This is a genomic window from Promicromonospora soli, from assembly GCF_014653785.1.
GTDB classification, from domain to species: Bacteria; Actinomycetota; Actinomycetes; order Actinomycetales; family Cellulomonadaceae; genus Promicromonospora; species Promicromonospora soli.
On record NZ_BNAS01000005.1, the window covers coordinates 383,771 to 407,513 of the forward strand.

Sequence of the window (23,743 nt, forward strand, 5' to 3'; positions counted from 1 at the left end):
GAACGATCCTGACTGTTGAACAATCCGGGCTCCACAACGACCAGGAGGGCACCATGTCCGACACGAGCAACGAGGCCGCGACCACGCCAGCCGAAGCGCCGCCGGGCAGCCCGCCCGACGCGGTCAAGGTCTTCACGTCCGCGCGACGCCGCTCCTTGCTGGGCGCCCTCTTCCTCATGGCGACCTCCGCCATCGGGCCCGGCTTCATCACCCAGACCGCTACCTTCACGCAGCAGCTCGGTGCCGCGTTCGCGTTCGGCATCCTCGCCTCGATCCTCCTGGACCTGGCCGTCCAGATGAACGTGTGGCGCATGATCACGCTGACCGGCAAGCGCGCGAGCGTGCTGGCCAACGACGCCCTGCCGGGCAGCGGCTACGTGCTGGCCGTGCTCATCGTCTTCGGCGGCCTCATCTTCAACATCGGCAACACCGCCGGCGCGGGCCTGGGCCTGAACGCCCTGTTCGGCCTCGACCCCCGGCTGGGCGGGGCGATCAGCGCCGTCATCGCCATCGCCATCTTCCTCGCCAAGCGCGCCGGAGCAGTCGTCGACCGGGTGGTCATCGTGGCCGGCCTGGTGATGATCGTGCTCACCGTGATCGTCGCGATCATGTCCGGCCCGCCCGTCGGCGAGGCGCTCAAGCAGACCATGCTGCCCGACACCATCAACTTCGCCACCATCACCACCATCGTGGGCGGCACCGTCGGCGGGTACATCACGTACGCCGGCGCGCACAAGCTGCTCGACTCCGGCACCGCGGGCCCCGAGCACATCGCCGAGGTGAACCGGGCAGCGATCAACGGCATCCTCGTCACCGGCATCATGCGGTACGTCCTGTTCCTGGCGATCCTCGGCGTCGTCGCCTCCGGCGTCGTGCTGGACGTGGCAGGCAACCCGGCGGCCGACGCGTTCTCCGCGGCCGCCGGCGAGACGGGCCTGCGCATCTTCGGCGCGGTGTTCTGGATCGCGGCGATCACCAGCGTCATCGGGGCCGCCTACACGTCGGTCTCGTTCCTGCCGGTGTTCTCCGCGAGGATCACGGGCCGCGCGGCCGACCTGTGGACGGTGGGCTTCATCCTGGTCTCGCTCGTGATCTACCTGACGATCGGCACCGCACCGGCCACTCTGCTCGTCTTCGTGGGCGGCGTGAACGGCCTCATCCTGCCGATCGGCCTGACCCTGTTCATGTACATCGGCTGGTTCCGCGGCTCGCTCCTGGGCGGCCTCCGGTACCCGCGGTGGCTCCTGGTGGTCGGAACACTGGCCGCCGTGGTCACCTGGTATATGGCGGTCAACGCGGTGGGCCCGATCTTCGACCTGCTGGCCGCCTGAGCTCCGGCTCGGCACACGAAAGGAGAGACGCACCATGAGCGCCGTCGACCTGAACAGCGACCTCGGCGAGGGCTTTGGCCGCTGGAGCCTCGGCGACGACGAGCAGATGCTCGGCATCGTCTCCAGCGCCAACGTCGCCTGCGGGTTCCACGCCGGGGACCCGGCGTCCATCCGCCGCACCGTGCGGTCGGCCGTGGCACACGGCGTCAGCATCGGCGCGCACGTCGGATACCGCGACCTGGCCGGGTTCGGCCGGCGCAACATGGACGTGCCCGACGAGGAGCTCGAGGCCGACGTCGTCTACCAGATCGGCGCGCTCCGCGGCCTGGCCGACGCCGAGGGCGGGACCGTCACCTACGTGAAGCCGCACGGCGCGCTGTACAACACGGCGGCGGTGGACGAGCGGGTAGCCCGGGCGGTGGCGGCGGCCGTCGTCGCCGTCGACCCGGGGCTCGTCCTGCTCGGCCTGCCGGGCAGCGTCGCCCTCGCCGCGGCGTCCGACGCCGGGCTCGCGACCGCCACCGAGGCATTCGCGGACCGCGCGTACACGGCCGAGGGCCGCCTGGTCTCGCGGCGCGAGCCGGGCGCCGTGCTGCACGACGCCGACGACGTCGCGCGGCGGATGCTCCGCCTCGTCACCGAGGGCCTGGTGACCGCGGTGGACGGGTCCGACGTCGCCGTGCGCGCCGACTCCGTGTGCGTGCACGGCGACTCCCCCGGCGCTGTCGCCATGGCCCGGCGGATCCGCGAGGTGTTCGACGCCGAGGGCATCGAGCTCGCGGCCTTCGCGCCCGCGGCGGGCAGCGGCCCCACAGCGTGATGCGGGTACTGACCGCCCGTGACGACGCCCTCCTGGTCGAGCTCGCCGACCTGGACCAGGCGGTCGCGCTGTACGAGTCCCTCCTGACCGACCCCGTGCGCGGGGTCGGCGTGCCCGTGCCCGGCGCCCGGACGCTGCTCGTGCCGTTCCGCCCGTCGGCCATCACGGCGCGCGCCCTGGCCGCCGAGCTCCGGACGCGGCCGCTGGAGCGCCGTGCCACGGATGCGGCGCGCACCGTCGAGATCCCGGTCCTGTACGACGGCGCGGACCTCGCCGAGGCGGCCGGGCTGCTCGGCTGGAGCGCCGACAAGCTGGTCCGGCGGCACACCGCGGCGGCGTGGACCGTGGGGTTCGTCGGGTTCGCGCCCGGGTTCGCCTACATGACCAGCGACGACCCCGATCTGGTGGTCCCCCGGCGGGCGAGCCCGCGCACCCGGGTCCCGGCCGGGTCCGTTGCGCTCGCCGGGCCGTACAGCGGCGTCTACCCCCGGGAGAGTCCCGGCGGGTGGCAGCTGGTGGGCCGCACCGACGCGCCTGTCTGGGACGTGACGCGCGAGCGCCCAGCCCTGATGCTCCCCGGCGACCGCGTCCGCTTCGTAGCGGTCCGCGACCTCACGCCGCCGCTGGCCCCTTCGGGGCCGCGTGGCAGCAACCACCAAGATCAGCACCGGCCCGGCGGTGGGCTCGAGGTCGTCAGCGCCGGGGTGCAGGCGTTGGTTCAGGATCTTGGACGGGCGGGTTCCGAGGGGGCCGGGGTGTCGGCGTCTGGTGCCCTGGACCGGCCGAGCCTGCGGGCGGCCAACCGGGCGGTCGGCAACCCGTCGGGCGCCGCGGTCATCGAGTCCGTGGGTGGCCTGCGGCTGCGCGCCCATGGTCCGCAGGTGCTCGCGGTGACGGGTGCGGTGGGCGACGTCGTGGTGCGGCCGGGCGCCGCCGAGAATGCCGCCGAGCCGACCCGCCCGGATCGCCGTCCGCGGCCGGGCGAGCCGTTCGCGCTCGACGACGGCGACGAGCTGCGCCTCGCCGCGCCCGCGCGGGGGGTGCGGGCCTACGTGGCGGTGCGCGGCGGGATCGACGTGCCGCCCGTGCTGGGCAGCCGGGCCACCGACGTGCTGGCCGGGCTGGGTCCCGACCCGCTCGGCTCGGGGGACGTGCTGCCGGTCGGCGCCCCGGAACGGGGCGTCCCCGCGGCCGACCCGTCCGCAAGCACTTCCCTCGGGGACACGGACGCGGCGCCGCCGTCGGACAGGCTGCCCGCGCCCGGCGAGGTGACGGAGCTACCGATCATGCTGGGGCCGCGCGACGACTGGTTCGACGCGGCGGCGATCGTGACGCTGACCGGCCAGGACTGGCTTGTGACGCCGCGCTCCAACCGGATCGGGCTGCGCCTGGACGGCGACCCCCTCGCCCGCGTCCCGGACCGGGATGGCGCCGAGCTGGCGAGCGAGGGCTGCGTCACCGGCGCGATCCAGGTGCCGCCGGACGGGCTGCCGGTCCTCTTCCTGGCCGACCACCCCTTGACCGGCGGGTACCCCGTGATCGGGGCAGTCGTCGCCGACCACGTGCCGCTCGCCGGGCAGCTGCCCGCGGGCGCGCGCGTCCGCTTCACGATCCGGGACCGCGCCCCAGGCGCGCAGCCGGATGACACCATCCAGAACCGCCCAGGAGGCACCCCATGATCCGCACCGTGCTCATCGCCAACCGGGGCGAGATCGCGGTCCGCGTGGCCCGCGCATGTGCCGACCTGGGCATCCGCTCCGTCGCGGTGTACGCCGACGGCGACGCCGACGCCCCGCACGTCCGCCTCGCCGACGAGGCCTGGTCGTTGGAAGGCCGCACCGCCGCCGAGACCTACCTGTCGGTGGAGAAGCTGCTCGACGTGGCGCGCCGGTCCGGCGCGGACGCGGTCCACCCCGGGTACGGCTTCCTGTCCGAGAGCGCGGCCTCGGCGCGCGCCGTGGAGGAGGCGGGGCTCGTCTGGGTGGGGCCGACGTCGGCCACCATCGAGCTGCTCGGCAACAAGATCGCCGCCCGCGACCTGGCGCGCAAGGTCGGAGCGCCCCTGGTGCCCGGCTCTGACGGCCCCGTGGCCGACGCCGAGGCCGCGGTCGCGTTCGCCGAGGAGCACGGCCTGCCCCTGGCGATCAAGGCCGCCCACGGCGGCGGCGGGCGGGGTATGCGCGTAGCCCGCACCCTCGAGGAGGTGCCCGAGCTGTTCCACGCCGCCCGGCGCGAGGCGGAGGCCGCGTTCGGGCGGGGCGAGTGCTTCGTCGAACGGTTCCTCGAGCGCCCCCGGCACGTGGAGGCGCAGGTCATCGCGGACGACCACGGCCACGTGGTCGTCGCGGGCACCCGCGACTGCTCCCTGCAGCGGCGCAACCAGAAGCTGCTCGAGGAGGCGCCGGCACCGTTCCTCGACCCGGAGGTGCGCCGGCGGGTGCACGAGTCCGCGCGCGACCTCTGCGCGGCCGCCGGCTACCGCGGCGCCGGGACCGTGGAGTTCCTCCTCGGGGCGGACGGCACCCTGTCCTTCCTCGAGGTGAACACGCGGCTCCAGGTGGAGCATCCGGTCACCGAGGAGACCACAGGGCTGGACCTCGTGGTCGAGCAGCTCCGCGTCGCCGGCGGCCTGCCGCTGTCCGTGACCGAGGACCCCGAACCGCGGGGGCACGCGATCGAGCTGCGGCTCAATGCCGAAGACCCGGCGCGCGGGTTCCTGCCGGGGCCCGGTCGCATCGAGCGGTTCGTGCCGCCCGCGGGTCCGGGCGTCCGGGTGGACGCCGGGGTGGAGTCCGGGTCGGTGATCCCGGGCGAGTTCGACTCGCTGTTCGCCAAGATCGTCGTGTGGGGACCAACCCGGGAGGCGGCGCTCGCCCGCGCCCGGCGGGCCGCCGCCGAGACCGTGGTCGAGGGTGTGCCCACGGTGCTCCCGTTCCACCGCGCGGTGCTCGCCGACCCGGCGTTCACGGCGGCGGGCGCCGGGTCGGCGGGCGGGCACGGCTTCGCCGTCCACACCCAGTGGATAGAGACCGAGCTGCTCGCCTCGTTGGACCCGCAGGCGCTCGCCGCGCCCGTGGTCGAGCCCGGCGTCGTGGAGACCTGGGTCGAGATCGACGGGCGGCGGCACCGGGTGCGCACACCGGGCGGGATCGGGTTCGCGGGCCTGGCATCGGGTCCTGGTGCGGCACCGGCGCAGGCCACGCCCCCGGCGTCGGGCACCGGAGCGGACGGCGGACGCATGCCGCTGCTCCCGGCCATGCCCGGCACCCTGGTGCGCTGGCTGGTGGCCGACGGCGCGACGGTGGCCGACGGCCAGCCCGTCGCCGTCGTCGAGGCCATGAAGATGGAGACGCAGCTCGTGGCGGAGGCCGCAGGAACGCTGGAGCACGCGGCAGCCGAGGGCGCCCAGATCACGACGGGCGACCCGATCGGCTACATCACGCGCTAGCCGGCCACAGGTTCGCCGCCGAGCTCGGTCCCATGTCCCAGCCGGGCTCAGCGGGCCTGGAGCACCCCGTCGTCGTCCAGCCAGACCTGGACCCGGCGCTTCCAGGCGTCGGCCGGCTTCGGGAAGTCGGTGCGGTAGTGGCCGCCACGGGTCTCCTCGCGCAGCCAGGCCGCGCGGGTCAGTGCGCGGGCGACCATGTGGACGTTGGTGGTCTCCCACTCGGCGGCCTGTGGCTCGGCCACGACCTCGGCCGCAAGGTGCGCGTCGGCCCGGACCGCGCCCAGGCGCTCGTCGACATCGGCCAGCGACCGCGCCGACCGGATCACGCCCGACCCGGCGGAGGTCACCTTCTGGATCCGTGACCGGGCGGCGGCCGCGACCAGCGCGGAACCGCCAGGGCGCTCGGCCGGCTCCCCCGGCTTCAGCTCGCCGGCGTCGAACCGCGCGGCGATGTCCCGCGCCGCCCGGGACGCGAACACTATGCCCTCGAGCAGCGAGTTCGACGCGAGCCGGTTCGCCCCGTGCACACCGGTGCACGCGACCTCGCCCACCGCGTACAGGCCGTCCACCGACGACCGCCCGTCGAGATCGGTCACCACGCCGCCCGAGTGGTAGTGCTGCGCGGGCGCCACGGGCACCGGCTCCTCGGACCAGTCGATGTCGGCCTCCAGCAGCCGCCGGTTGATCGTGGGGAACCGCGTGCGCAAGAACTCCCGGCCCAGGTGGCGGGCGTCGAGCAGCACGTTGTCGGCCCCGGTGGCGGCCATCTGCCGCACAATCGCGTGCGCGACGACGTCCCGCGGCGCCAGCTCCGCCATCTCGTGCACGGCGGGCATGAACCGGTGCCCGTCGACGTCGAGGAGCAGCGCGCCCTCGCCGCGCACGGCCTCCGAGATGAGGGGCAGCTGGCCCTTGGCGCCCGAGCCCAGCCACAGGACCGTCGGGTGGAACTGGACGAACTCCAGGTCGCCCAGCACCGCACCCGCCCGGAGCGCGGCGGCGATGCCGTCGCCCGTCGCGCCGGCCGGGTTCGTGGACGACCGGAACACCTGCCCGATCCCGCCCGTGGCCAGGACGACGGCGGGGGCCAGTACCGCACCGACGCCGCCCCGCGAGCCCGTGCCTCGCACGTGCAGGGTCACGCCGCAGGCGCGCCGCCGACCCGTGGAGTCAGGGGCCGCCGTCAGCACGTCCAGCACCAGGGCGTTCTCCACCACCTCGATGCCGGGGTCGTGCCGGACCGCCTCGATCTGCGCGACCAGAGCGCGCGAGATCTCCGCGCCCGTCGCGTCGCCGCCGGCGTGGGCTATCCGGTCGGCGCGGTGGCCACCCTCGCGGGTGAGGGCGATGTCGCCGTCGGCCGCCTTGTCGAAGACCGCGCCGCGCGCGACCAGCTCGCGCACCCGCGCCGGGCCCTCGGTGACCAGCACCTGCACGGCCTCCGGGTCGGACAGGCCGCCGCCTGCGGCCAGCGTGTCCGCGAGGTGCGCCTGCGGCGAGTCGGTGGGGTGGAGCGCTGCGGCGATGCCGCCCTGCGCCCACACCGTCGAGCCGGACAGGAGCCGGCCCTTGGTCACGAGCAGCACCCGCGGCACCTGCGTGCGCAGCTCGAGCGCCGCCGTCAGGCCGGCGATCCCCGAGCCGACGACTATCGCGTCGGCCTCCACGGTCCAGCCGGGCGCGGGGGCCGCGAGCGACCGCGCCAGGCGCGGTCCCGGTCCGGGCGTCGGGCTCACGCGCGGGCCGACGCCGTGCGCACCAGCCCGGCGTGCTGGAAGGGCTCGATCGGCAGACCGCTCTCCTCCAGGCCGTACCCGTCCGGCACGTGTCCGGGCTCGTCGTGCACCTCGACTATCCGGTTCTTCTCGTCCACGAACACGACATTCGGCAGGAACGTCCGCGCATCGTGGTCCGAGAGCATGCCGTAGCCGATGAGGATGACCACATCGCCAGGGCCGACCAGGTGGGCGGCAGCGCCGTTGATGCAGATCTGGCCGGAGCCGGGTTCGCCCGGGATCACGTAGGTGGTCAGCCGCGCGCCGTTGGTCACGTCGACGACGTCGACCTGCTGGCCGGGCACGAGGTCCGCGGCGTCGAGCAGGTCGGCGTCCACGGTGATCGAGCCGACGTAGTGCAGGTCCGCCTGCGTCACGGTGGCGCGGTGAATCTTCGCGATCATCATGGGCCGTTGCAGCGAGGCGGGGCGGCCGACGGGCGGGCGGTGCGGGGTGGAGCTCATGGTGCTACCTCTGGACCTCGGACGAGACCTCGACGGCCTGGTTGTCGATCAGGCGGGTAGAACCCACCCGTGCGGCCACGAGCAGCAGAGCGTGGCCGGAGAAGTCGTCGGCGACCGCTTCCACGGTCACCGGGTCGACGAGCGCGAGGTAGTCGACCACGACGCCTTCGGCCCCGTCCAGCACCTGCCGGGCGGCGTTGATCACACCGTCCGCGCCGCGGTCGGCGGCCGCCGCCCCGGCCCGCAGCGCGCGCGACAGGGCCGGTGCCCGCTGCCGCTCGTCCGCCGACAGGTACGCGTTGCGCGAGGACAGGGCGAGCCCGTCGGGCTCCCGCACGGTGGGCACACCCACCACGTCGACCGACACCTCCAGGTCGCGCACCATCCGGCGCACGGCCAGCAGCTGCTGGGCGTCCTTCTCGCCGAACAGCGCGACGTCGGGCCGCACCAGGTGCATCAGCTTGAGCACCACGGTGAGCACGCCGTCCAGGTGCCCAGGGCGGTGCTCCCCCTCGAGCACGTCGCCGATGTGCCCGGCGGACACGCGCACCACCGGGTCGCCGTCCGGGTAGACGACGTCGGGCGTGGGCGCGAAGACGACGTCGGCCCCGACGCCGGCGAGCTTGGCGATGTCGCCGTCGAGATCGCGCGGGTAGGCGTCGAGGTCCTCGCCCGCCGCGAACTGCAGCGGGTTCACGAAGATGGTCACGACCACCTGGCCGTTCGGCCCGGCCTCCTCGCGTGCGCGGCGCACGAGCTCCAGGTGACCGTCGTGCAGCGCGCCCATCGTCATGACGACGGCGCGCTGCCCCGGTGCCGCGTCGGGTCCGGCCGGCGCGATGGGCCCGCCGAGGGCCCAGCGCATCTGCGCGTCGCGCAGCTCGGAGCGGGTGCGGACCAGGAGCGGGGTGCGGGTGTCCCGGGTCTGGGTGATCACTGTTCAGTCCTTCCTGCGGACGACTCCCCGGCGCCGTCCAGCGCGTCCAGCAGCGCCTGCGCCGCGAAGTCGTCGATGCGGTGGCTCGCCAGCGCGCGGCGCGTGGCCCCGCGGGCGAGCTCGGTATAGCTGTCGGGCACGTCGGTGGCGCCGCTGGCGGCGGCGAGGGCGCTGAGCTCGGTCAGGTGGCGGCGCACCGTGCCGACGTCGCCCCGGGAGACGGGCCCGGTGAGCGCGGAGATCGCACCCGGACCGACGCCGTCGCGCGCGTCCGCGGACCGCGTCGCCGACTCCAGGGCGGCCGAGAGCAGCGGCGCGAGCACCCGGCCCGGCGCCTCGATCCCCGCGGCCTCCAGGGCCTGCGCGGCCTGGGCCACGAGCACCACCAGGTGGTTGGAGCCGTGCGTGAGGGCCGCGTGGTACAGACCGCGGGCCTCCTCCGCGACGACGACGGGCTCGCCGCCGATCTCGACGACCAGCGCCTGCCCGATCGGCAGCACCGGCCCGGGACCCGTGACGGCGAACGTGCAGCCCTCCAGGCGCGCCAGATCGAGGGACGTGCCGGAGAACGTCATGGCGGGGTGCACCGCGAGCGGGATCGCGCCGCCCAGCCGGGCGGGCTCCAGGACGGCGGTGCCGTAGCGGCCGGACGTGTGGATCGCGAGCTGGCCCGGCTGCCAGGCCCCGGTGTCGGCGAGGCCGGCGACCAGGGGGCCCAGGGCGTCGTCGGGCACCGCGAGGAGGACCAGCTCGGCGCGCTCCACGACGTCGGGCACCTGGAGGTTGGGTACGCCGGGCAGGAGCATCTCGATGCGCTCCCGCGAGTCCGCCGAGATGCCGCTCGCGCCCACCACCGCGTGGCCGGCCGCGCGCAAGGCGTTGCCGAGCACGGCGCCCACGCGCCCGGCGCCGACCACGCCCACGCCCAGCCGCCCTGGCCGGCGGGCCGGCTCGTCGGCGTCACTCACCGGTCATCACCGGTCACTCACCCTGTCTCTCCATCCATCGTTCGGGACCCGCCGCCGCGCGTGCGGTGCGGGCGCGCATGGCCTGCTCCCCCATGAGCCGCGCGGCGTCGGCGGCGTCGAGGTGCGGCACCTCCGGACGCACCGGGCCCTCGGTGGAGTGCACCTGGAACGAGGCCACACCCAGCCGGCGCTGCCACGGGCCCTGGCTCAGGCCCAGCGACTGCGTCCGCTCGTGCGGCACCACGTCCAGGATCTTCACCAGGCGGCCTCGCCGCAGCAGCAGCGCGCGGCCGGTCACGGTGAACCCGTTGCGGCGCCACGCCACGGGATCAAGTATGCGGGTCCGCCGAGGTGCGTTGACGTAGGTGCTCTCCGTCCGGGAATCGCCGTCCAGCCCGGCGTCGAGGACGCGGCGCGGCTCGTCGACACCGAGGTCCGGCAGCACGAGGGACAGCACGGTCAGCGCCTCCTCGCGGGTGCCGACGGGCAGCAGGACGCTGTTCTTCTCCTCGCTCGCGCCGCCGTAGCCGGCGACGTTCACCTGCACGCGCCACCAGTCGCGGTCACGCCACAGCACGCTCTGCACCAGGCGGACGGCCTGCACGCGGCCCGGCGGGATGGTCTGGGAGCGCGTCTCGAGCATGCCGTGACGCAGGCGGACGCCGTCGGGCGAGATGGCCACCCGGAAGTCGAACTCACCGGTCAGGCGGCCGAACAGGTACCCGCCCGCACCCAGCACCGCGGGCAGCGTGGCGGTCAGGACGGCGAACTGGCCAGTGACGATCACGGCCACGAGGACCGCGACGGCCCAGGCGACCAGCGTGATCATCGCGCCGGACCGCACCACCGACGCGATCAGCCGCCCTATGGGCACGGTGAGTACCGGCACCTGAGGCGCTTCGAGGCTGGTCATCGGTGCCGGCTGGGCCGTTCCTGCGCCCTGCTCCCCGTCGGGCACGACACCGTCCTGCGCCGCGCCGTCCCGCTCGCCCGCCGGGACACGGCCGGCGGGGGCGGTCACGGCGTCGGACGGCGCGAGCGGCCGCGCAGCCGCCGGGTTCGCCCTGCCGACCTTGAGGCCGGCCGCACGGGCGAGGAGCTCGGCGCGCAGCTCGTCGGCGTCGGACCCCTTCAGGAAGCCGATGGCGACGCCGGAGTCCGTGCCGCCGGCGGTCTCCAGGGTGAGCTCGCACAGGCCGAAGAACCGGGCCACGAGCGGCTGCCGGATGTCGACCGACTGCAGCCGGTCCAGACGGGCGTGCCGCTGCTGGCGGAACAGGATGCCGCGCCGCAGGTGCACGGTCTCCTCGCCGATGGCAAAGGTGGTCATGCGCCAGGCAAGGGTCGAGTAGCCCCAGCCCACGAGCGCGACGGCGGCGAGCGCGGCGAGCAGCGTCCACCAGTACTCGCTGGACACGAGCGCGATCAGGCCGCCGCGCGGGCCGCCGTCGAGGCTCTGCTGGCCCAGGATCACGATGGCCGCGCCGACCACCGCCCATCCCCGGACCAGGGGCGTGATCGGGTGGACGCGCCGCCAGACGAGCTCCTCGGCGTCGGGCTGCGCCCGCTGCTCGACGTTGTGCTCCGGCGTGCTCACAGGCCCGCCAGACGAGCCTCACCGCGGGACGCAAGGCGGTCACGCAGACGCGCCGCCTCGTCCGGGGGCAGACCGGGGATCTGGGCGTCCGTGCCCACGGACGCCGTGTGCAGCTGCACCTTCGCCAGGCCCAGCTTGCGGTCCAGCGGGCCGGCCTCGACGTCCACGTACTGCATGCGGCCGTACGGCACCACGACCATCGACCGGAACATCACGCCCTTGCGGATCAGGAGGTCGTCGTCGCGCTCGGCGTAGCCGATCGCTCGGACCTGGCGCGGGACCAGGAAGATCGACCACACCAGGAAGACGGCGGGGACACCGGCGAGGATCCAGAACCACGGGCCGACGGTGATAGCGAGCACGACGCCCGCGATCAGCGGTATCCCGAGGGTGATCGTGCCCGGGACCAGCCGGGCCGTCACGAGCCGCGGGGACACGCGGTTCCAGGTCACATCGTGCGGTTCGAAGGGGCTGGTCATGATGGCCATTGTTCCGCAGAGGGCGAGTACTGGACAGCGAGGCCTCAGGCCGGAGCGGGGGACTCGCCTTCCTCCGAGCTTGCGCGGTCCTTGTCCGACGGCGGCAGCTCGCAGAACTTCTCCACGACCAGGCCTACCACGGTGAGCACGATCGAGCAGAGCATGGCGATCCCGGCGGCAACGGCGCGGTCGCGGCGCGGCTCGATCGTGAGGTCGCCGAGCACCACCAGCACCTGCGCCAGGTACCAGCCGCCGAGCAGCGCACCGGTCAGCGCGGCCGCCTTCGCCAGGACGAGCGTCCGGGCGGCGCGGATACCGTCGAGGGACGGCCGCTTGCCCTTCTGGTACGAACGCACGGCCCACCCGGACCAGAACACCCCTCCGGCCAGCGCCAGGATCGCGACGTCGACCAGCCAGGGCACCACCGGCAGATACACGCTGCGCGTCTCCAGGGCGCGGAGCACCAGCCAGCCGACGATCCCGACGGCCAAGAGGATTGCGATCAGGGACCCGACAGGGGTTCGGCGCATGTCAGGCGTCGCGCCCCCGCTCATCCCGGACCGGCACCCACGAGGGGACCGAGTCGATGGGGCCGTCAGGCGCCGTCGCGTGCTGCTCGTTCGCGTAGCCCGGCACCCGGATCACCGTGTGGTCGTTGTCGTATGCGTCCCGGTGACCGCTCAGCTGCCCGCTCGGGTGGCCGTTGGGGTGGCCGTTCTGGTGACCGTTCTGGGCCCGGTCGAGCGCACCGTTCGTCGACCCGTTGACCGGCGGGAACACCGGGCCCGCCGGCTCCTGCGGGGCGCCACCGTTCACCGGCGGGAACACACCCGACTGCTGGCGCGACGGATTGACCGGCGCGAACACCGGCTTGGCCGGCGCCGAGGACGCCAGGGGCAGCGGCTCGTGCGCCGGCAGCTCGTGCGCCGTGTCCCGTACCACGCGGGGCGCGATCGGTGCCGGCGGCGCCGGGACGAGCGCCTCCTCCGGCGGCGGCACGGCCGACCCGTTGCCCGTCATGCCGATCGGCAGAACCGTGCGCGGGGCCGAGGGCGCTGCCTGCGACACCTGCGACGGGATCGGCACGGAGCCGCCCGGCACGGGTCCGCTGGAGTAGCCCTGCGGGTGCGGGCTGCCCGGGTACGCCTCCTGCTGCGGGCCCACACCCCGCGTCCGGGGGTCCAGGTCCACCGGGCCGCTGTGGTGCGTCTGCGGTTGCCCACCGCCGGGTACCTCCACCACGGGTCCGGCGGGCGAGGCCGGCGGGCGCCCGCTCGGCGGGAGCGACGGGGGCAGCGCGGGAGGCATCTCGCCGGCGCGGGCGTCCTGCCCGCCGTCGCCTCCACCCCGAGGCTCAGGCACCGCAGGGTGGTTCGAGATGGTGGCGCCGCCGCCCTGCTCGGGCTCGGGGTCGGGGTCGGTCAGCCAGTCGAGCGCGAGCCAGCGGATGCCGGCCCGGTCCGGTGCCGTGGCCGCGAGCTGGGCCACCGGGCCACCGCCCAGGCCGGGCAGCACGGCGTCCGGCGCGATCTGCGACCAGGGCTCCAGGACGAACGCCCGCTCGTGCGCTCGGGGGTGGGGGATCTCGAGGTCCTCCGCGGCGTCGGTCAGGTTGCCGTAGGCAATCAGGTCGACGTCGAGCGTGCGGGCGCCCCAGCGCTCCTCGCGGGTGCGGCCGTGCACGTTCTCGACCTCCTGGCAGGCGTGCAGCAGCCCGCGCGCGGAGAGCGTCGTGCGGGCAAGCAGCACCGCGTTCAGGTAGTCGGGCTGGTCCTCCGGACCGCCGACGGCGGCCGTGCGCGCCAGCGGCGACACGTCGGTGATCTGCAGGCCCGGCATCCGGTCCAGCTCGGCGACCGCTGACCGCATGGTGGCCTGCGGGTCGCCCAGGTTGGCGCCGATCGCGATGACCACGTCCACATAGCCGGCGGGAACCTCGTCGAACCGGTCGCGCGGCTCGGGCTGATACTGCCCCGGCGCGTACTGCTCCTGCCCGTACGCCTGCTCCGGCTGCCCGACGGCGGAGTCGGGGACCGCCGCCGTCGCCCGGGTCGGTTCCATGTCGGCCCGGTCGTACTGCTGGTCGAACAGCTGGTCGTACTGGTTCGGCTGCTGCTCGAAAGGCTGCGGCTGCTCGAACTGCTGCGGCTGGTCGAAGCCCTGCTGCTCGAAGCCCTGCTGGACCTGGTCGAACTGCCCCGGCTGCTCGAACCGCTGCGGCCGCTGCTCGGGCTGAGCCTGCTCCGGCTGCTGCGCGTACTGGTCGTACTGCTGCTGCTCGAAACCGCCGCCCTGGTCGACTCCCTGCCGCTGGTCGATCCCCTGGAGCGACTCGTACTGCTGGACCGGCTCGAACACGGGCTCGGAATGGAACTGCTCCTCGGGCCGGAACTGCGGCTCGGGCTGGAACTGCGGCTCGGGCTGGAATGCAGGCTCCTGGCCAAGGTGATCCTGCCGCTCGGGCTGTGCCGGAGGCTCGGCCGGCAGCTCCCACGCCGCGGCGATCACCTGCAGCGGCTGGGGCGCGACGAGCTCGGGGGTGGGGAGCGGCTCCGGCTCCTCGACAGGGGGCTGTGCGGCGGGCGCGACCGAGGCCGGGATCCGCTCGACGAGCGGCGCTGCCTCGAACGCCTCGGCACCGAGCTGCTCCGAGTCGAAGGGCCGGTACGGCTCCGGCTCGAACGGCTCTGGCTCGAACGGCTCCGGCTCGGCGGTCGCGGGACTGGCGACAGCCTCGAAGTCCCGGGGCTCCGGCTCGGCGGCGAACGACGCGCTCTCGGACCCGCTGCGCGCCTGCTCCGCGGCGTCGTTCCACGAATCGATGGGCGGACCAGTGCGGAAGACGTCCTGCGGGTTCGGCTCGTACCCAGCGCGGGTGTCGGCCGGCTCGACCGGCTCGAGCGGCGCGGCGGTCGAGAGCGAGCTCTCGGCCGACGGTTCCTGGGCCTGCCGGAGGCCCGCGAGCGATGCCGGCGCGGCAACGACGGGCATGCGGGTGCGGTCGCGTCGGACCGCCACCACGACGTCGGCGAACGGCACCGGGATCGGCGCGTGCGGCTTGTGCACCTGCACGTCCACCGCCTGGACCTGCGGCCGGGCCAGCACCGCGGCGGCGATGCGCTCGGCCACCGTCTCGACGAGGTCGGCGGGTTCGCCCGTGAGGATGCCGTGGACGTCCTCGGCCACGTCCGCGTAGCTGACGGTCAGCGCGAGGTCGTCACCGGCGGCCGCCGGGCGAGTGTCCAGGTAGAGCACGACGTCGGCCCGGAACTCCTGGCCGGTCTGTCGTTCCGACGGCAGCACACCGTGATACCCCCGCGCGCTCACGCCGCTCAGCTGGATCTGGTCCAGCGATCGGCCGTCCGGGCCTGTAACGCCCGTTCCGAACGCTGTGGTCACCGTGGTCTCCCCCCGTCGTCTTTACGTGCACCGGAATCCTGCCAGGTCGGCATGCCATGTCCCCCGGCCGTCCACGATTCTGTGGTCAAGGCCACGGTCGAAGTCAATGCCTCCGGTGCGGATCGAGGAGGGGCACCACGCGACCATACCCGTGGCTCGTCCGCCGCGGTGGTCCACGCGGCCGCCACCTTCACGGCGTCAGCACTGGCCCGGACGGTGTGCACGCGCACGCACCAGGCGCCCGCGGCGGCCGACAGAGCCGAGATCGCGGCCGTCGCGTCGTCCCGCGCACGCGGCGGCGCGGGGCGCCCTGACGAGTCCGCGAGCAGATGGCCCAGGAACCGCTTGCGGGACGCGCCGACGAGCACGGGTCGGCCCAGCTGGTGCAGCGCGTCGAGGTGAGCCAGCAGCGGCCAGTTCAGCACCCCTGCCTTGGCGAAGCCGAGCCCCGGGTCGAGGATCAGCTGCTCGGGCCGCACCCCGTCGTCGTGCAGGGCGGCCATGCGGGCCGCGAGCTCCTCGCGGACGTCGGCCACGACGTCGTCGTACACCTCGAGGTCGTCCATGACGTCCGCGTGCCCTCGCCAGTGCATCGCCACGTACGCGGCGCCGGTCTCGGCGACGGCGCGGCCCATCCCGGGGTCGGCGAGGCCGCCCGAGACGTCGTTCACGATGCGCGCCCCCGCGGCCACCGCCCGCTCGGCGACGGCGGCGCGGGTGGTGTCCACGCTCACGATCGCGCCGTGCGCGGCGAGCTGCTCGATCACAGGCAGCACCCGCGCCAGCTCCTGGTCCTGCGGCACCCGCACGGCCCCCGGCCGGGTGGACTCCCCGCCAACGTCCAGGATGTCAGCACCCTCGCCGAGCAGCTCCAACCCGTGCGCGACGGCGGCCGACGGCTCGAACCACTCACCGCCGTCCGAGAACGAGTCCGGGGTGACGTTGACCACGCCCATCACGAGGGTGCGGCCCACTCCGGAGAGCTCCGGCAGGCCGTGCACCCGGGCGTCCCGGGTGGGATGACGCGCGGCGGGGGCCACCGTCACTTCCCGAGAATGAGGCTCATCGCCTCGGCTCGTGTGGCGCCGTCACGCATGACGCCGCGCACCGCGGAGGTGATGGTGCGCGAGCCGGGCTTCCGGACACCGCGCATGGACATGCACAGGTGCTCGCACTGGACCACCACGAGCACGCCGCGCGGTTCGAGGATCTCCACCAGGGAGTCCGCGATCTGGGTCGTCATCCGCTCCTGGACCTGCGGGCGGCGGGCGTAGACCTCGACCAGGCGCGCCAGCTTGCTCAGGCCCGTGATGCGGCCGTCCACGTTCGGGATGTACCCGACGTGCGCGACGCCGTGGAACGGCACCAGGTGGTGCTCGCAGGTGGAGTACACCTCGATGTCCTTGACCAGCACCATCTCCTCGTGCCCGATGTCGAAGGTGGTGGTCAGCACCTCCTTCGCCTCTTGCCGCAGGCCTGCGAAGATCTCCCGGTACGCCCGGGCGACGCGGGCCGGCGTCTCCCGCAGGCCCTCCCGTTCAGGATCTTCGCCGACCGCGAGGAGGAACTCGCGCACTGCCGCCTCGGCCCGTGCGGCGTCGTACGGCGGAATTTCCGCCGCGGTCCGCACGGGCGTCGACAGGGGGGTGATGGACCCGTCGGTCATCGTGTAGCTCCGGTCGTAGTCACTGCTCAGTTCGGCGGATCCGCGGGCGCCGTGTCCGACGGCGTCGCCGTGTCCAGCACCGCCTCGTCCTGGGGCACGGTGGTGGTGTGCCCGTTCTGGGCCGCCAGCTCCTTGGGCGTCAGGACCGGGCCGCGCGTGTGCACGGTGCGCTGCTCGCTGGAGAGCCAGACGTCGCGCGCGGGGCGCTTCTCGACGGGCCGGAAGATCTCCTGGAGCTCCTTCTGGTTGAGGGTCTCCTTGTCGAGCAGGCCCAGCACCAGGTCGTCGAGCACGTCGCGGTACTGGCTCAGCACCTCCCACGCCTCGTCGTGCGCGGCGTCGACGAGCTTGCGCACCTCGTCGTCGATGGTGCCCGCGACCGACTCGGAGTAGTCCCGCTCGTGCCCGTAGTCGCGGCCCAGGAACGGCTCGCCGGCGCTCGTGCCGAGCTTGATGGCGCCGACCTTCTCGCTCATGCCGTACTCGGTGACCATCTTGCGGGCGATCGCCGAGGCCTTCTCGATGTCGTTCGAGGCGCCTGTCGTGGGGTCGTGGAACACGATCTCCTCGGCGACGCGGCCGCCCATCGCGTACGCGAGCTGGTCCAGCAGCTCGTTGCGCGTGGTCGAGTACTTGTCCTCGAGCGGCATCACCATGGTGTAGCCCAGCGCCCGGCCGCGCGGCAGGATCGTCACCTTGGTGACGGGGTCCGTGTAGCGCATGGCCGCGGCGACGAGGGCGTGCCCGCCCTCGTGGTACGCCGTGATCTTCTGCTCCTTGGTGTTCATCACGCGCGTGCGCTTCTGCGGGCCGGCCACGACGCGGTCGATGGCCTCGTCCAGGGCGCGGTCGTCGATGAGCTGTGCGCCGCTGCGCGCGGTGAGCAGCGCGGCCTCGTTGAGCACGTTCGCCAGGTCCGCACCCGTGAAGCCGGGCGTGCGGCGGGCGACGGCCTCGAGGTCCACGGTGTCGACCATGGGCTTGCCCTGTGCGTGCACCCTGAGGATCGCCTCGCGGCCCTTGAGGTCCGGGGCCTCCACGGCGACCTGCCGGTCGAAGCGGCCCGGGCGCAGCAGCGCCGGGTCGAGGATGTCGGGGCGGTTCGTCGCGGCGATGAGGATGACGTTCGTCTTGACGTCGAAGCCGTCCATCTCGACGAGCATCTGGTTCAGCGTCTGCTCGCGCTCGTCGTGGCCACCGCCCATGCCCGCGCCACGGTGCCGGCCGACGGCGTCGATCTCGTCCACGAAGATGATCGCCGGCGAGTTCTGCTTGGCCTGCTCGAACAGGTCGCGCACACGGCTGGCGCCCACGCCGACGAACATCTCGACGAAGTCCGAGCCGGAGATCGAGTAGAACGGCACGCCGGCCTCACCTGCGACGGCGCGCGCGATGAGCGTCTTGCCCGTTCCGGGCGGGCCGTACAGCAGCACACCCTTGGGGATCTTGGCGCCAACGGCCTGGAACTTGGCCGGCTCGGCGAGGAACTCCTTGATCTCCTGGAGCTCCTCCACCGCCTCGTCCGCGCCCGCGACGTCGGCGAAGGTCACCTGCGGGGTGTCCTTGCTGGCCAGCTTGGCCTTGGACTTGCCGAAGCCCATGACCCGGTTGCCGCCGCCCTGGGCCCGCGAGAGCAGGAACCAGAACACGACACCGATCAGGAGGAACGGGATCAGCACCGACAGCATGGACGACCAGAAGCTGGGCTGCGGCACCTCCGAGTTGAACCCGTCGGCCGGGGCGGACTTGACTATCGCGTCCTCGATGCGGTCGCCCTGCGGCAGGGTGTAGAAGAACTCGACGGTCTTGCCGTGGTCGACCTCCTCGGCGGCGTCGCCCTCACCCTCGGTCGCCTTGTACGCCTTGGAGAGCTCGAGCTCGACCCGCTGCTCGCCGTCGACCATGAGGGCGTGCTCGACCGTGCTGCCGCGCAGCAGCTCGATGCCCTGTGACGTCTCGATTCGCGAGACATTGGGCTGGTTCAGGGCCGAGATGGCCAGAGTCACCACGACCAAGGCGACCAGGATCCAGATGACAGGCCCACTCAGAAGCTTCTTGATGTTCATCGGCGACGGGGACCGAGCCCCGTTTCCCTCCGCTCGCGCAGTATGTTTCCGTCGAAACTACATGGTCTCCCTGACAGGAGCCCCGGGTGTTCGCCCAGAGCATGTGACGCCTGGACCACACCTCGCCCGGACGTGACGAACCGCCCGGGATGGGCATACGCGGCGTCGGGCGCCGGCTGAGAAGTCAGCCGCCGTAGACGTGCGGTGCCAGGGTGGCAACGAACGGCAGGTTCCGATAGTTCTCGGCGTAGTCGAGGCCGTAGCCCACCACGAACTCGTTGGGGATGTCGTAGCCGAGGTACTTCACCTCGACGTCGGCCTGTGCCGCGTCCGGCTTGCGCAGCATCGCGGCGATCTCGACGGACTCGGGGCCGCGCGAGCGCAGGTTCGACACCAGCCAGGACAGGGTGAGACCCGAGTCGATGATGTCCTCGACGATGACCACGTTGCGACCAGTCAGGTCCGCGTCGAGGTCCTTGAGGATGCGGACGACGCCCGAGGACTTGGTGCCCGAGCCGTACGACGACACAGCCATCCAGTCCATCTGGACCTTGTGGTGCAGGCGCCGGGACAGGTCGGCCATCACCATGACGGCACCCTTGAGAACTCCCACCAGGAGCAGGTCCTTGCCCGCGTAGTCCGCGTCGATCTGGGCTGCCAGCTCGTCGAGCTTCTTGGTGAGCTGCTCCTCCGAGAGCAGGATCTCTGCGAGGTCGGGTCCGACGTCGGACTGGTCCACGGGTTACTCCTGAGTTGTGCTGGGGGGCCTGACGCCGGTCCTGCCGTCCGAGGTACCGGTCGGCGCGGCGTGCAGGAAAAGCCTGCCACACACGCGACCGACCTGTGCGCCGCCCGGGAGGTGGGCCGGGCCCTGACCGCTCCAGGACACGACCAGCGCGTCGAGCGCGTCGACGTGCCGCGTGGTGGTGTCCGTGGGCCGGCACCCGATCGCGAGCGCGGCCAGCCGCAGGGCACGACGCCGGAGCGCCGGGTGCGCCCGCTCCAGGACCTCGACGTCGAGGACGTGCTCGGCAGGGTCCCCCGCCGCCATGTCCGGATCGGTCACGCGGGCCTGCTCGAGCAGCTCCGCGGCGAGGGCGTCGAGCAGATCCGCGTCGTCGCGCAGCTGGTCCGCGCTGCGCCCGAGGGCCTCGACGATGCCGGGACCCAGCGTCTCCTCGAGCACGGGCAGCACCCGTCCCCGCACCTGCGAGCGCAGCGGCGTGAACGCCCCTTCGCGGGTCGGGCCTGCCCCCTCGCGGGTCGAGCCTGTCGAGACCTCGCCGTCGTCGGGCAGCAGGTTCGTCGGGTCCGTCCAGAACTCCAGGCCCGACGCCGCGCACACCGCCTCGGTCTGCGCGCGCCGCAGCCCCAGGAACGGCCGGCGGAAGATCCCCCGCTCGCGCGGCATGCCGGCAAGCGACCGGGCGCCCGCGCCCCGCGCGAGCCCGAGCAGCACCTGCTCCGCCTGGTCGTCGAGTGTGTGCCCGAGCAGCACCAGCGCGGCCCCGGTCTCCCCGGCGACCGCCGCCAGCGCGCTGTACCGGGCATCCCGAGCGGCGGCCTCGGGACCTCCGCCGTCGAACCATTCGGCGCGCCGGACCACGACCGGGTCGAGGCCAAGGGACCGGCACTGCTCGGCCGCCCGCTCGGCGACCTCGGCCGATCCGGCCTGGAGCCCGTGGTCCACGACCACCGCGCCCGCCCGCACGCCGTGCCCGCGCGACCGGACCGAGCGGCCGACGCGCCGGGCCTCGAACGCCACCGACGCCGCGAGCGCGAGGCTGTCCGCGCCGCCGGAGCAGGCGACCAGGACCAGGTCGTCCGGGCCCAGCCCGGCCAGCACCCCCCGCACCGCGTTCCGAGCCGCGGCGACGGCGGGTTCGACACGGGCCACGGTCAGGCGCCCCCGGTGTGGGGCGGCGCCGACGGCGACAGCAGCGCCAGCAGCGACACCGGCACCCCGCACACCGTCGTCATCCGTGTACCCGGCGCACCCAGGCGCGCGCATCGGCGATCTCCCGGGCGGTCGGCAGGTTCTCGGGGGCCGCCCACACGGCGTTGAGCCCGTCGCGTCCCACGGTCCGCTCCACGGTCCGTACGAACACGGCCCCGTCGCGGTACTGCGCGAGCTTGGCGTCCATGCCGAGCAGCTTCTGCACCACGATGTCGAAGGTGTTGCGCCCCTCGCCGTCGCGCCGCCGCTCGAACCGCGCCCGGATGCGGCGCACGGACGGCACCACGCGCGGTCCGACGGCGTCCATCATCACGTCCGCGTGCCCCTCCAGGAGGGCCATGACCGCGGTGATGTCGGCGAGCTCGGACTTCTGCTCGTGCGTGAGCATGCCGTCGATGATGGTGCCGCCGTCGCCGCGCAGTGCGTCGAACACGCTTCGCCCGATCATCACTATCTTCTTGTCGAACCGGGCCTTCGCCAGCTCCGCGGACGTCCGGGCCATGCTCACGACCAGGCCCCGCGTGCGGCCGCTGAGGTGCCCGGAGAGCCAGGGCGCTGCGGTGAACTGCAGGGCGTGCGTCTGTTCGTGCAGGCAGACCCACAGCCGGAAGTCCCGCACCGGGACGCGCAGCGCGCGCTCCGCCTGCAGCACGTTGGGCGCGACGAGGAGCAGCCGGCCGGGCCCGGAGTACGGGTCGAACTGCCCCAGCACCCGGCCGCTGAGCAACGCCAGGACTGCCCCGATCTCGGCGGCGCCGGCCAGCTGGGCGCCGGGCGAGATGGCGCTCTTGGACACCTGGGCGACGACCGCACCGATCCCGTCCGTCATGACCGCCATGGACTGCGTGTTCGCGCGGGCCCAGGTCGCGCGGTCCACGACCGCCACCGGGCTCAGCGCGCCGCCACCACCCTCGCCCCACGGCCCCGGCGACATGCGCGTGGTCTCCAGCACGTGCCCGACGGCGTCGCCCGCCGCCGCCCGCAGGCCACCTACCAGCGCGTCGAGCTCGTCGCGGGGCGCCTGCGGCCCGGGCGCGGCGAGGCGCGCCGCGATCTGCGCCGCCGCTGACCAGTCGACGACCTGTGGGGCTGTGGAGGCTTGTGTCACCGGACCACGGTAACCGTCGCGGGTAGCGGTCCGTCAGCCCTGGGTCGAGTACGCCGCGAGGTCGCCGACAAAGCTGTCGAAGATCCAGGTGGCGCCCACGGACCTGTCGGCCGGGATGGAATCGGCAAGGACCGTGAAGACGAGCAGGCGCTCGTCGGCGGTGACCACGGTCCCGGAGAGAGCGCGCACCCTGGGGAGGCTGCCGGTCTTGGCGCGCGCCAGGCCCTCGGCCGCGTTCGGGCGGGCGAACCGTCCGAGGCTGCTGTCGAGCGTCCCCGACAGGCCCGCGATCGGCATGCCGACGGCCTCGCTGCGCAGCTCCGGATGGGCCGGGTCGACCATGACGCCGAGCAGGTCCACCAGCTGCTGCGCGCTCAGGTACGAGCCGTCCCCGAGGCCTGAGCAGTCCCGCAGGCGCGCGCCAGTCATGTCGACGCCGAGCCGCTTCGCGCTCGCGATGACGGCCTGCGTGGCGCCGTCGTTGGAGCCGGGCAGGCCGGCGTCCACCGCGACGAGGCGCCCGAGGACCTCGGTGATCGTGTTGTCGGAGTACTGCATGGCGAACTCGACGACCTCCGCGAGCGGTGCGGAGCTGACCTGGCCGAGCACTCGTGCGTCGTCGGGGGCGGTCGCGTCGACCACGGCGCCGGCGGTCTTGAGGCCCTGGTCCTCGAGAGCCGCGGAGAAGGCCTCGGCGGCGTACTTGCCGGGGGCGGACGCCCGAGGGCCGTTGTCGCTGTAGCCGTCGGAAAGCAGGCCGACGTTGATCCCGACGGACGAGACCGGCGCGATGTAGCCCGCCGCGATGTCGGGGCTGGCGACCGTCGGGGCGATGTCGTCGCCCGTGAAGAGCGTGTCGTCGAGCGCGACCCGTACCTCTGTGGCGCCGGTCACCTTGATCTTCGAGGCGACCTGCTGCGCGAGATCGGCAAGTCCGGCCCTGCCGTTAACCGCGTTTGGGTTTCCCTTGCCCGCGGACAGCATCATGTCGCCGCCGCCGACCAGGACCACCGTGTTGTCGTCCACGAGGACGGCCTTGGTCTCGAGGGTCGTGCTCGCGATGGACGACGAGAGCGCGGCGACGCCGGTGAAGAGCTTCTGCGTGGACGCGGGGGTCATGAGCTTGTCCGGGCTCGACGAGCCGAGCACCTCGCCCGACTCCCCGTCGGCGACCACGACACCCAGGCGCGAGCCCAGCCGCTTGTCGCCGGCCAGGTCGCTCACCAGGCGCTGGATCTCAACGCTGTTCGGCACCGGCGCGTCGCCCGGGAGGCCCTCCAGGAGCGCGACGGGCGCAGGCCCGTCGACGGCGCCGGGGGCGGTCGGGAAGGGGCTGGGCTCGGGCCAGGGGTCGGCCATGGTGAGCATGCCGGGTACGACGTCGTACGCGTCGGCGACGAGGTACCCACCGAACATTGCGACGACCGCGGTGATGGCGGCGCCGGAGCGCAACCCCCACTCCATGGGCATCCTCTCGATCGTCATGTGAAAGCCATAGCCAACTCTAGTCGCGGCAAACCACGCGACGTGTACGACGAGAGCGATTCGCAGGAATTTCACCCGCTCGCGGCGCGCGATCCACGCGCGCGTCGCGCACGCTGCGAATTATGCCGAATGCGGACGGTGGTTCTGACCACAGGTAACGGTCGGGACACACGACGCATGGCACACTGGACGGGCGCAAGACCGCCGTCGCGGCAAGACACTTCGGCGTCCATCATCGAGAAC

The 23,743-nt window shown here is 73.5% G+C and carries 19 protein-coding genes; 4 read left to right on the forward strand and 15 right to left on the reverse strand.

Annotated elements, in window-relative coordinates:
• The first annotated feature begins 53 nt into the window (after positions 1-53).
• Genes IE250_RS17885 through IE250_RS17900 form a run of 4 tightly spaced genes read left to right on the forward strand, consistent with a single transcriptional unit; the run spans position 54 to position 5,599 of the window.
• On the forward strand, positions 54-1,331 hold the full coding sequence (locus tag IE250_RS17885; protein WP_189670630.1) for an NRAMP family divalent metal transporter: 1,278 nt from the start codon (positions 54-56) through the stop codon (positions 1,329-1,331).
• Between the two features lie 34 nt (positions 1,332-1,365).
• Positions 1,366-2,151, forward strand: a complete 786-nt coding sequence (locus IE250_RS17890; protein WP_189670631.1) for a LamB/YcsF family protein — start codon at positions 1,366-1,368, stop codon at positions 2,149-2,151.
• A complete protein-coding gene (locus IE250_RS17895) occupies positions 2,151-3,830 on the forward strand; it encodes a 5-oxoprolinase subunit B/C family protein (protein ID WP_189670632.1) in 1,680 nt (559 codons plus the stop codon). Before IE250_RS17890 ends, IE250_RS17895 begins: the two co-directional genes overlap by 1 nt.
• Positions 3,827-5,599: an acetyl/propionyl/methylcrotonyl-CoA carboxylase subunit alpha gene (locus tag IE250_RS17900; protein ID WP_229872558.1), complete on the forward strand. Its 1,773-nt coding sequence runs from the start codon at positions 3,827-3,829 to the stop codon at positions 5,597-5,599. Before IE250_RS17895 ends, IE250_RS17900 begins: the two co-directional genes overlap by 4 nt.
• Positions 5,600-5,646: 47 nt before the next feature.
• Here the strand turns inward: IE250_RS17900 and IE250_RS17905 are convergent, their stop codons facing one another.
• The 15 genes from IE250_RS17905 to dacB all read right to left on the reverse strand — a co-directional run bounded on the left by IE250_RS17905 (position 5,647) and on the right by dacB (position 23,500).
• Positions 5,647-7,335, reverse strand: coding sequence for an L-aspartate oxidase (locus IE250_RS17905; RefSeq protein WP_189670633.1), 1,689 nt, complete (start codon positions 7,333-7,335; stop codon positions 5,647-5,649).
• The gene (gene panD / locus IE250_RS17910; RefSeq protein WP_229872559.1) at positions 7,332-7,838 is read right to left on the reverse strand and encodes an aspartate 1-decarboxylase; all 507 of its coding nucleotides are present in this window, start codon (positions 7,836-7,838) and stop codon (positions 7,332-7,334) included. Before panD ends, IE250_RS17905 begins: the two co-directional genes overlap by 4 nt.
• A gap of 4 nt (positions 7,839-7,842) precedes the next feature.
• Positions 7,843-8,703 (reverse strand): pantoate--beta-alanine ligase, encoded by an 861-nt coding sequence (panC, locus tag IE250_RS17915; RefSeq protein ID WP_189670726.1) that lies wholly within the window; start codon positions 8,701-8,703, stop codon positions 7,843-7,845.
• 68 nt (positions 8,704-8,771) lie between these two features.
• Positions 8,772-9,743, reverse strand: a complete 972-nt coding sequence (locus IE250_RS17920; RefSeq protein ID WP_189670634.1) for a Rossmann-like and DUF2520 domain-containing protein — start codon at positions 9,741-9,743, stop codon at positions 8,772-8,774.
• Between the two features lie 13 nt (positions 9,744-9,756).
• On the reverse strand, positions 9,757-11,340 hold the full coding sequence (locus IE250_RS17925; protein WP_189670635.1) for a PH domain-containing protein: 1,584 nt from the start codon (positions 11,338-11,340) through the stop codon (positions 9,757-9,759).
• Entirely contained in the window at positions 11,337-11,828 is a 492-nt protein-coding gene (locus tag IE250_RS17930) for a PH domain-containing protein (protein WP_189670636.1), read from the reverse strand. Before IE250_RS17930 ends, IE250_RS17925 begins: the two co-directional genes overlap by 4 nt.
• Positions 11,829-11,863: 35 nt before the next feature.
• On the reverse strand, positions 11,864-12,349 hold the full coding sequence (locus IE250_RS17935) for a DUF3180 domain-containing protein (RefSeq protein ID WP_189670637.1): 486 nt from the start codon (positions 12,347-12,349) through the stop codon (positions 11,864-11,866).
• A 1-nt stretch (position 12,350) separates the two neighbouring features.
• Positions 12,351-15,218: a 2-amino-4-hydroxy-6-hydroxymethyldihydropteridine diphosphokinase gene (gene folK / locus IE250_RS24630; protein ID WP_229872560.1), complete on the reverse strand. Its 2,868-nt coding sequence runs from the start codon at positions 15,216-15,218 to the stop codon at positions 12,351-12,353.
• On the reverse strand, positions 15,215-16,174 hold the full coding sequence (folP, locus tag IE250_RS17950; protein ID WP_229872574.1) for a dihydropteroate synthase: 960 nt from the start codon (positions 16,172-16,174) through the stop codon (positions 15,215-15,217). The genes folK and folP overlap by 4 nt, the downstream gene beginning before the upstream one ends.
• A gap of 86 nt (positions 16,175-16,260) precedes the next feature.
• On the reverse strand, positions 16,261-16,884 hold the full coding sequence (gene folE / locus IE250_RS17955) for a GTP cyclohydrolase I FolE (RefSeq protein ID WP_189670638.1): 624 nt from the start codon (positions 16,882-16,884) through the stop codon (positions 16,261-16,263).
• Between the two features lie 26 nt (positions 16,885-16,910).
• Entirely contained in the window at positions 16,911-18,950 is a 2,040-nt protein-coding gene (ftsH, locus tag IE250_RS17960) for an ATP-dependent zinc metalloprotease FtsH (RefSeq protein ID WP_189670639.1), read from the reverse strand.
• 184 nt (positions 18,951-19,134) lie between these two features.
• On the reverse strand, positions 19,135-19,689 hold the full coding sequence (gene hpt / locus IE250_RS17965) for a hypoxanthine phosphoribosyltransferase (protein ID WP_189670640.1): 555 nt from the start codon (positions 19,687-19,689) through the stop codon (positions 19,135-19,137).
• 3 nt (positions 19,690-19,692) lie between these two features.
• A complete protein-coding gene (gene tilS / locus IE250_RS17970) occupies positions 19,693-20,847 on the reverse strand; it encodes a tRNA lysidine(34) synthetase TilS (RefSeq protein ID WP_189670728.1) in 1,155 nt (384 codons plus the stop codon).
• Between the two features lie 79 nt (positions 20,848-20,926).
• Positions 20,927-22,015, reverse strand: a complete 1,089-nt coding sequence (locus IE250_RS17975) for an Rv3626c family coenzyme F420 biosynthesis-associated protein (protein ID WP_189670641.1) — start codon at positions 22,013-22,015, stop codon at positions 20,927-20,929.
• 33 nt (positions 22,016-22,048) lie between these two features.
• A complete protein-coding gene (gene dacB, locus IE250_RS17980) occupies positions 22,049-23,500 on the reverse strand; it encodes a D-alanyl-D-alanine carboxypeptidase/D-alanyl-D-alanine endopeptidase (RefSeq protein ID WP_229872561.1) in 1,452 nt (483 codons plus the stop codon).
• Positions 23,501-23,743 lie beyond the last annotated feature (243 nt).

Excerpts from the sequence above, each read along its gene's own strand:
- IE250_RS17885 (WP_189670630.1), top strand. The coding sequence starts at position 54 with ATGTCCGACACGAGCAACGAGGCCGCGACCACGCCAGCCGAAGCGCCG.
- IE250_RS17890 (WP_189670631.1), top strand. The coding sequence starts at position 1,366 with ATGAGCGCCGTCGACCTGAACAGCGACCTCGGCGAGGGCTTTGGCCGC.
- IE250_RS17895 (WP_189670632.1), top strand. The coding sequence starts at position 2,151 with ATGCGGGTACTGACCGCCCGTGACGACGCCCTCCTGGTCGAGCTCGCC.
- IE250_RS17900 (WP_229872558.1), top strand. The coding sequence starts at position 3,827 with ATGATCCGCACCGTGCTCATCGCCAACCGGGGCGAGATCGCGGTCCGC.
- panD (WP_229872559.1), bottom strand. The coding sequence starts at position 7,838 with ATGAGCTCCACCCCGCACCGCCCGCCCGTCGGCCGCCCCGCCTCGCTG.
- panC (WP_189670726.1), bottom strand. The coding sequence starts at position 8,703 with ATGCGCTGGGCCCTCGGCGGGCCCATCGCGCCGGCCGGACCCGACGCG.
- IE250_RS17930 (WP_189670636.1), bottom strand. The coding sequence starts at position 11,828 with ATGGCCATCATGACCAGCCCCTTCGAACCGCACGATGTGACCTGGAAC.
- IE250_RS17935 (WP_189670637.1), bottom strand. The coding sequence starts at position 12,349 with ATGCGCCGAACCCCTGTCGGGTCCCTGATCGCAATCCTCTTGGCCGTC.
- folP (WP_229872574.1), bottom strand. The coding sequence starts at position 16,174 with ATGGGCGTGGTCAACGTCACCCCGGACTCGTTCTCGGACGGCGGTGAG.
- folE (WP_189670638.1), bottom strand. The coding sequence starts at position 16,884 with ATGACCGACGGGTCCATCACCCCCCTGTCGACGCCCGTGCGGACCGCG.
- ftsH (WP_189670639.1), bottom strand. The coding sequence starts at position 18,950 with ATGAACATCAAGAAGCTTCTGAGTGGGCCTGTCATCTGGATCCTGGTC.
- dacB (WP_229872561.1), bottom strand. The coding sequence starts at position 23,500 with ATGACGATCGAGAGGATGCCCATGGAGTGGGGGTTGCGCTCCGGCGCC.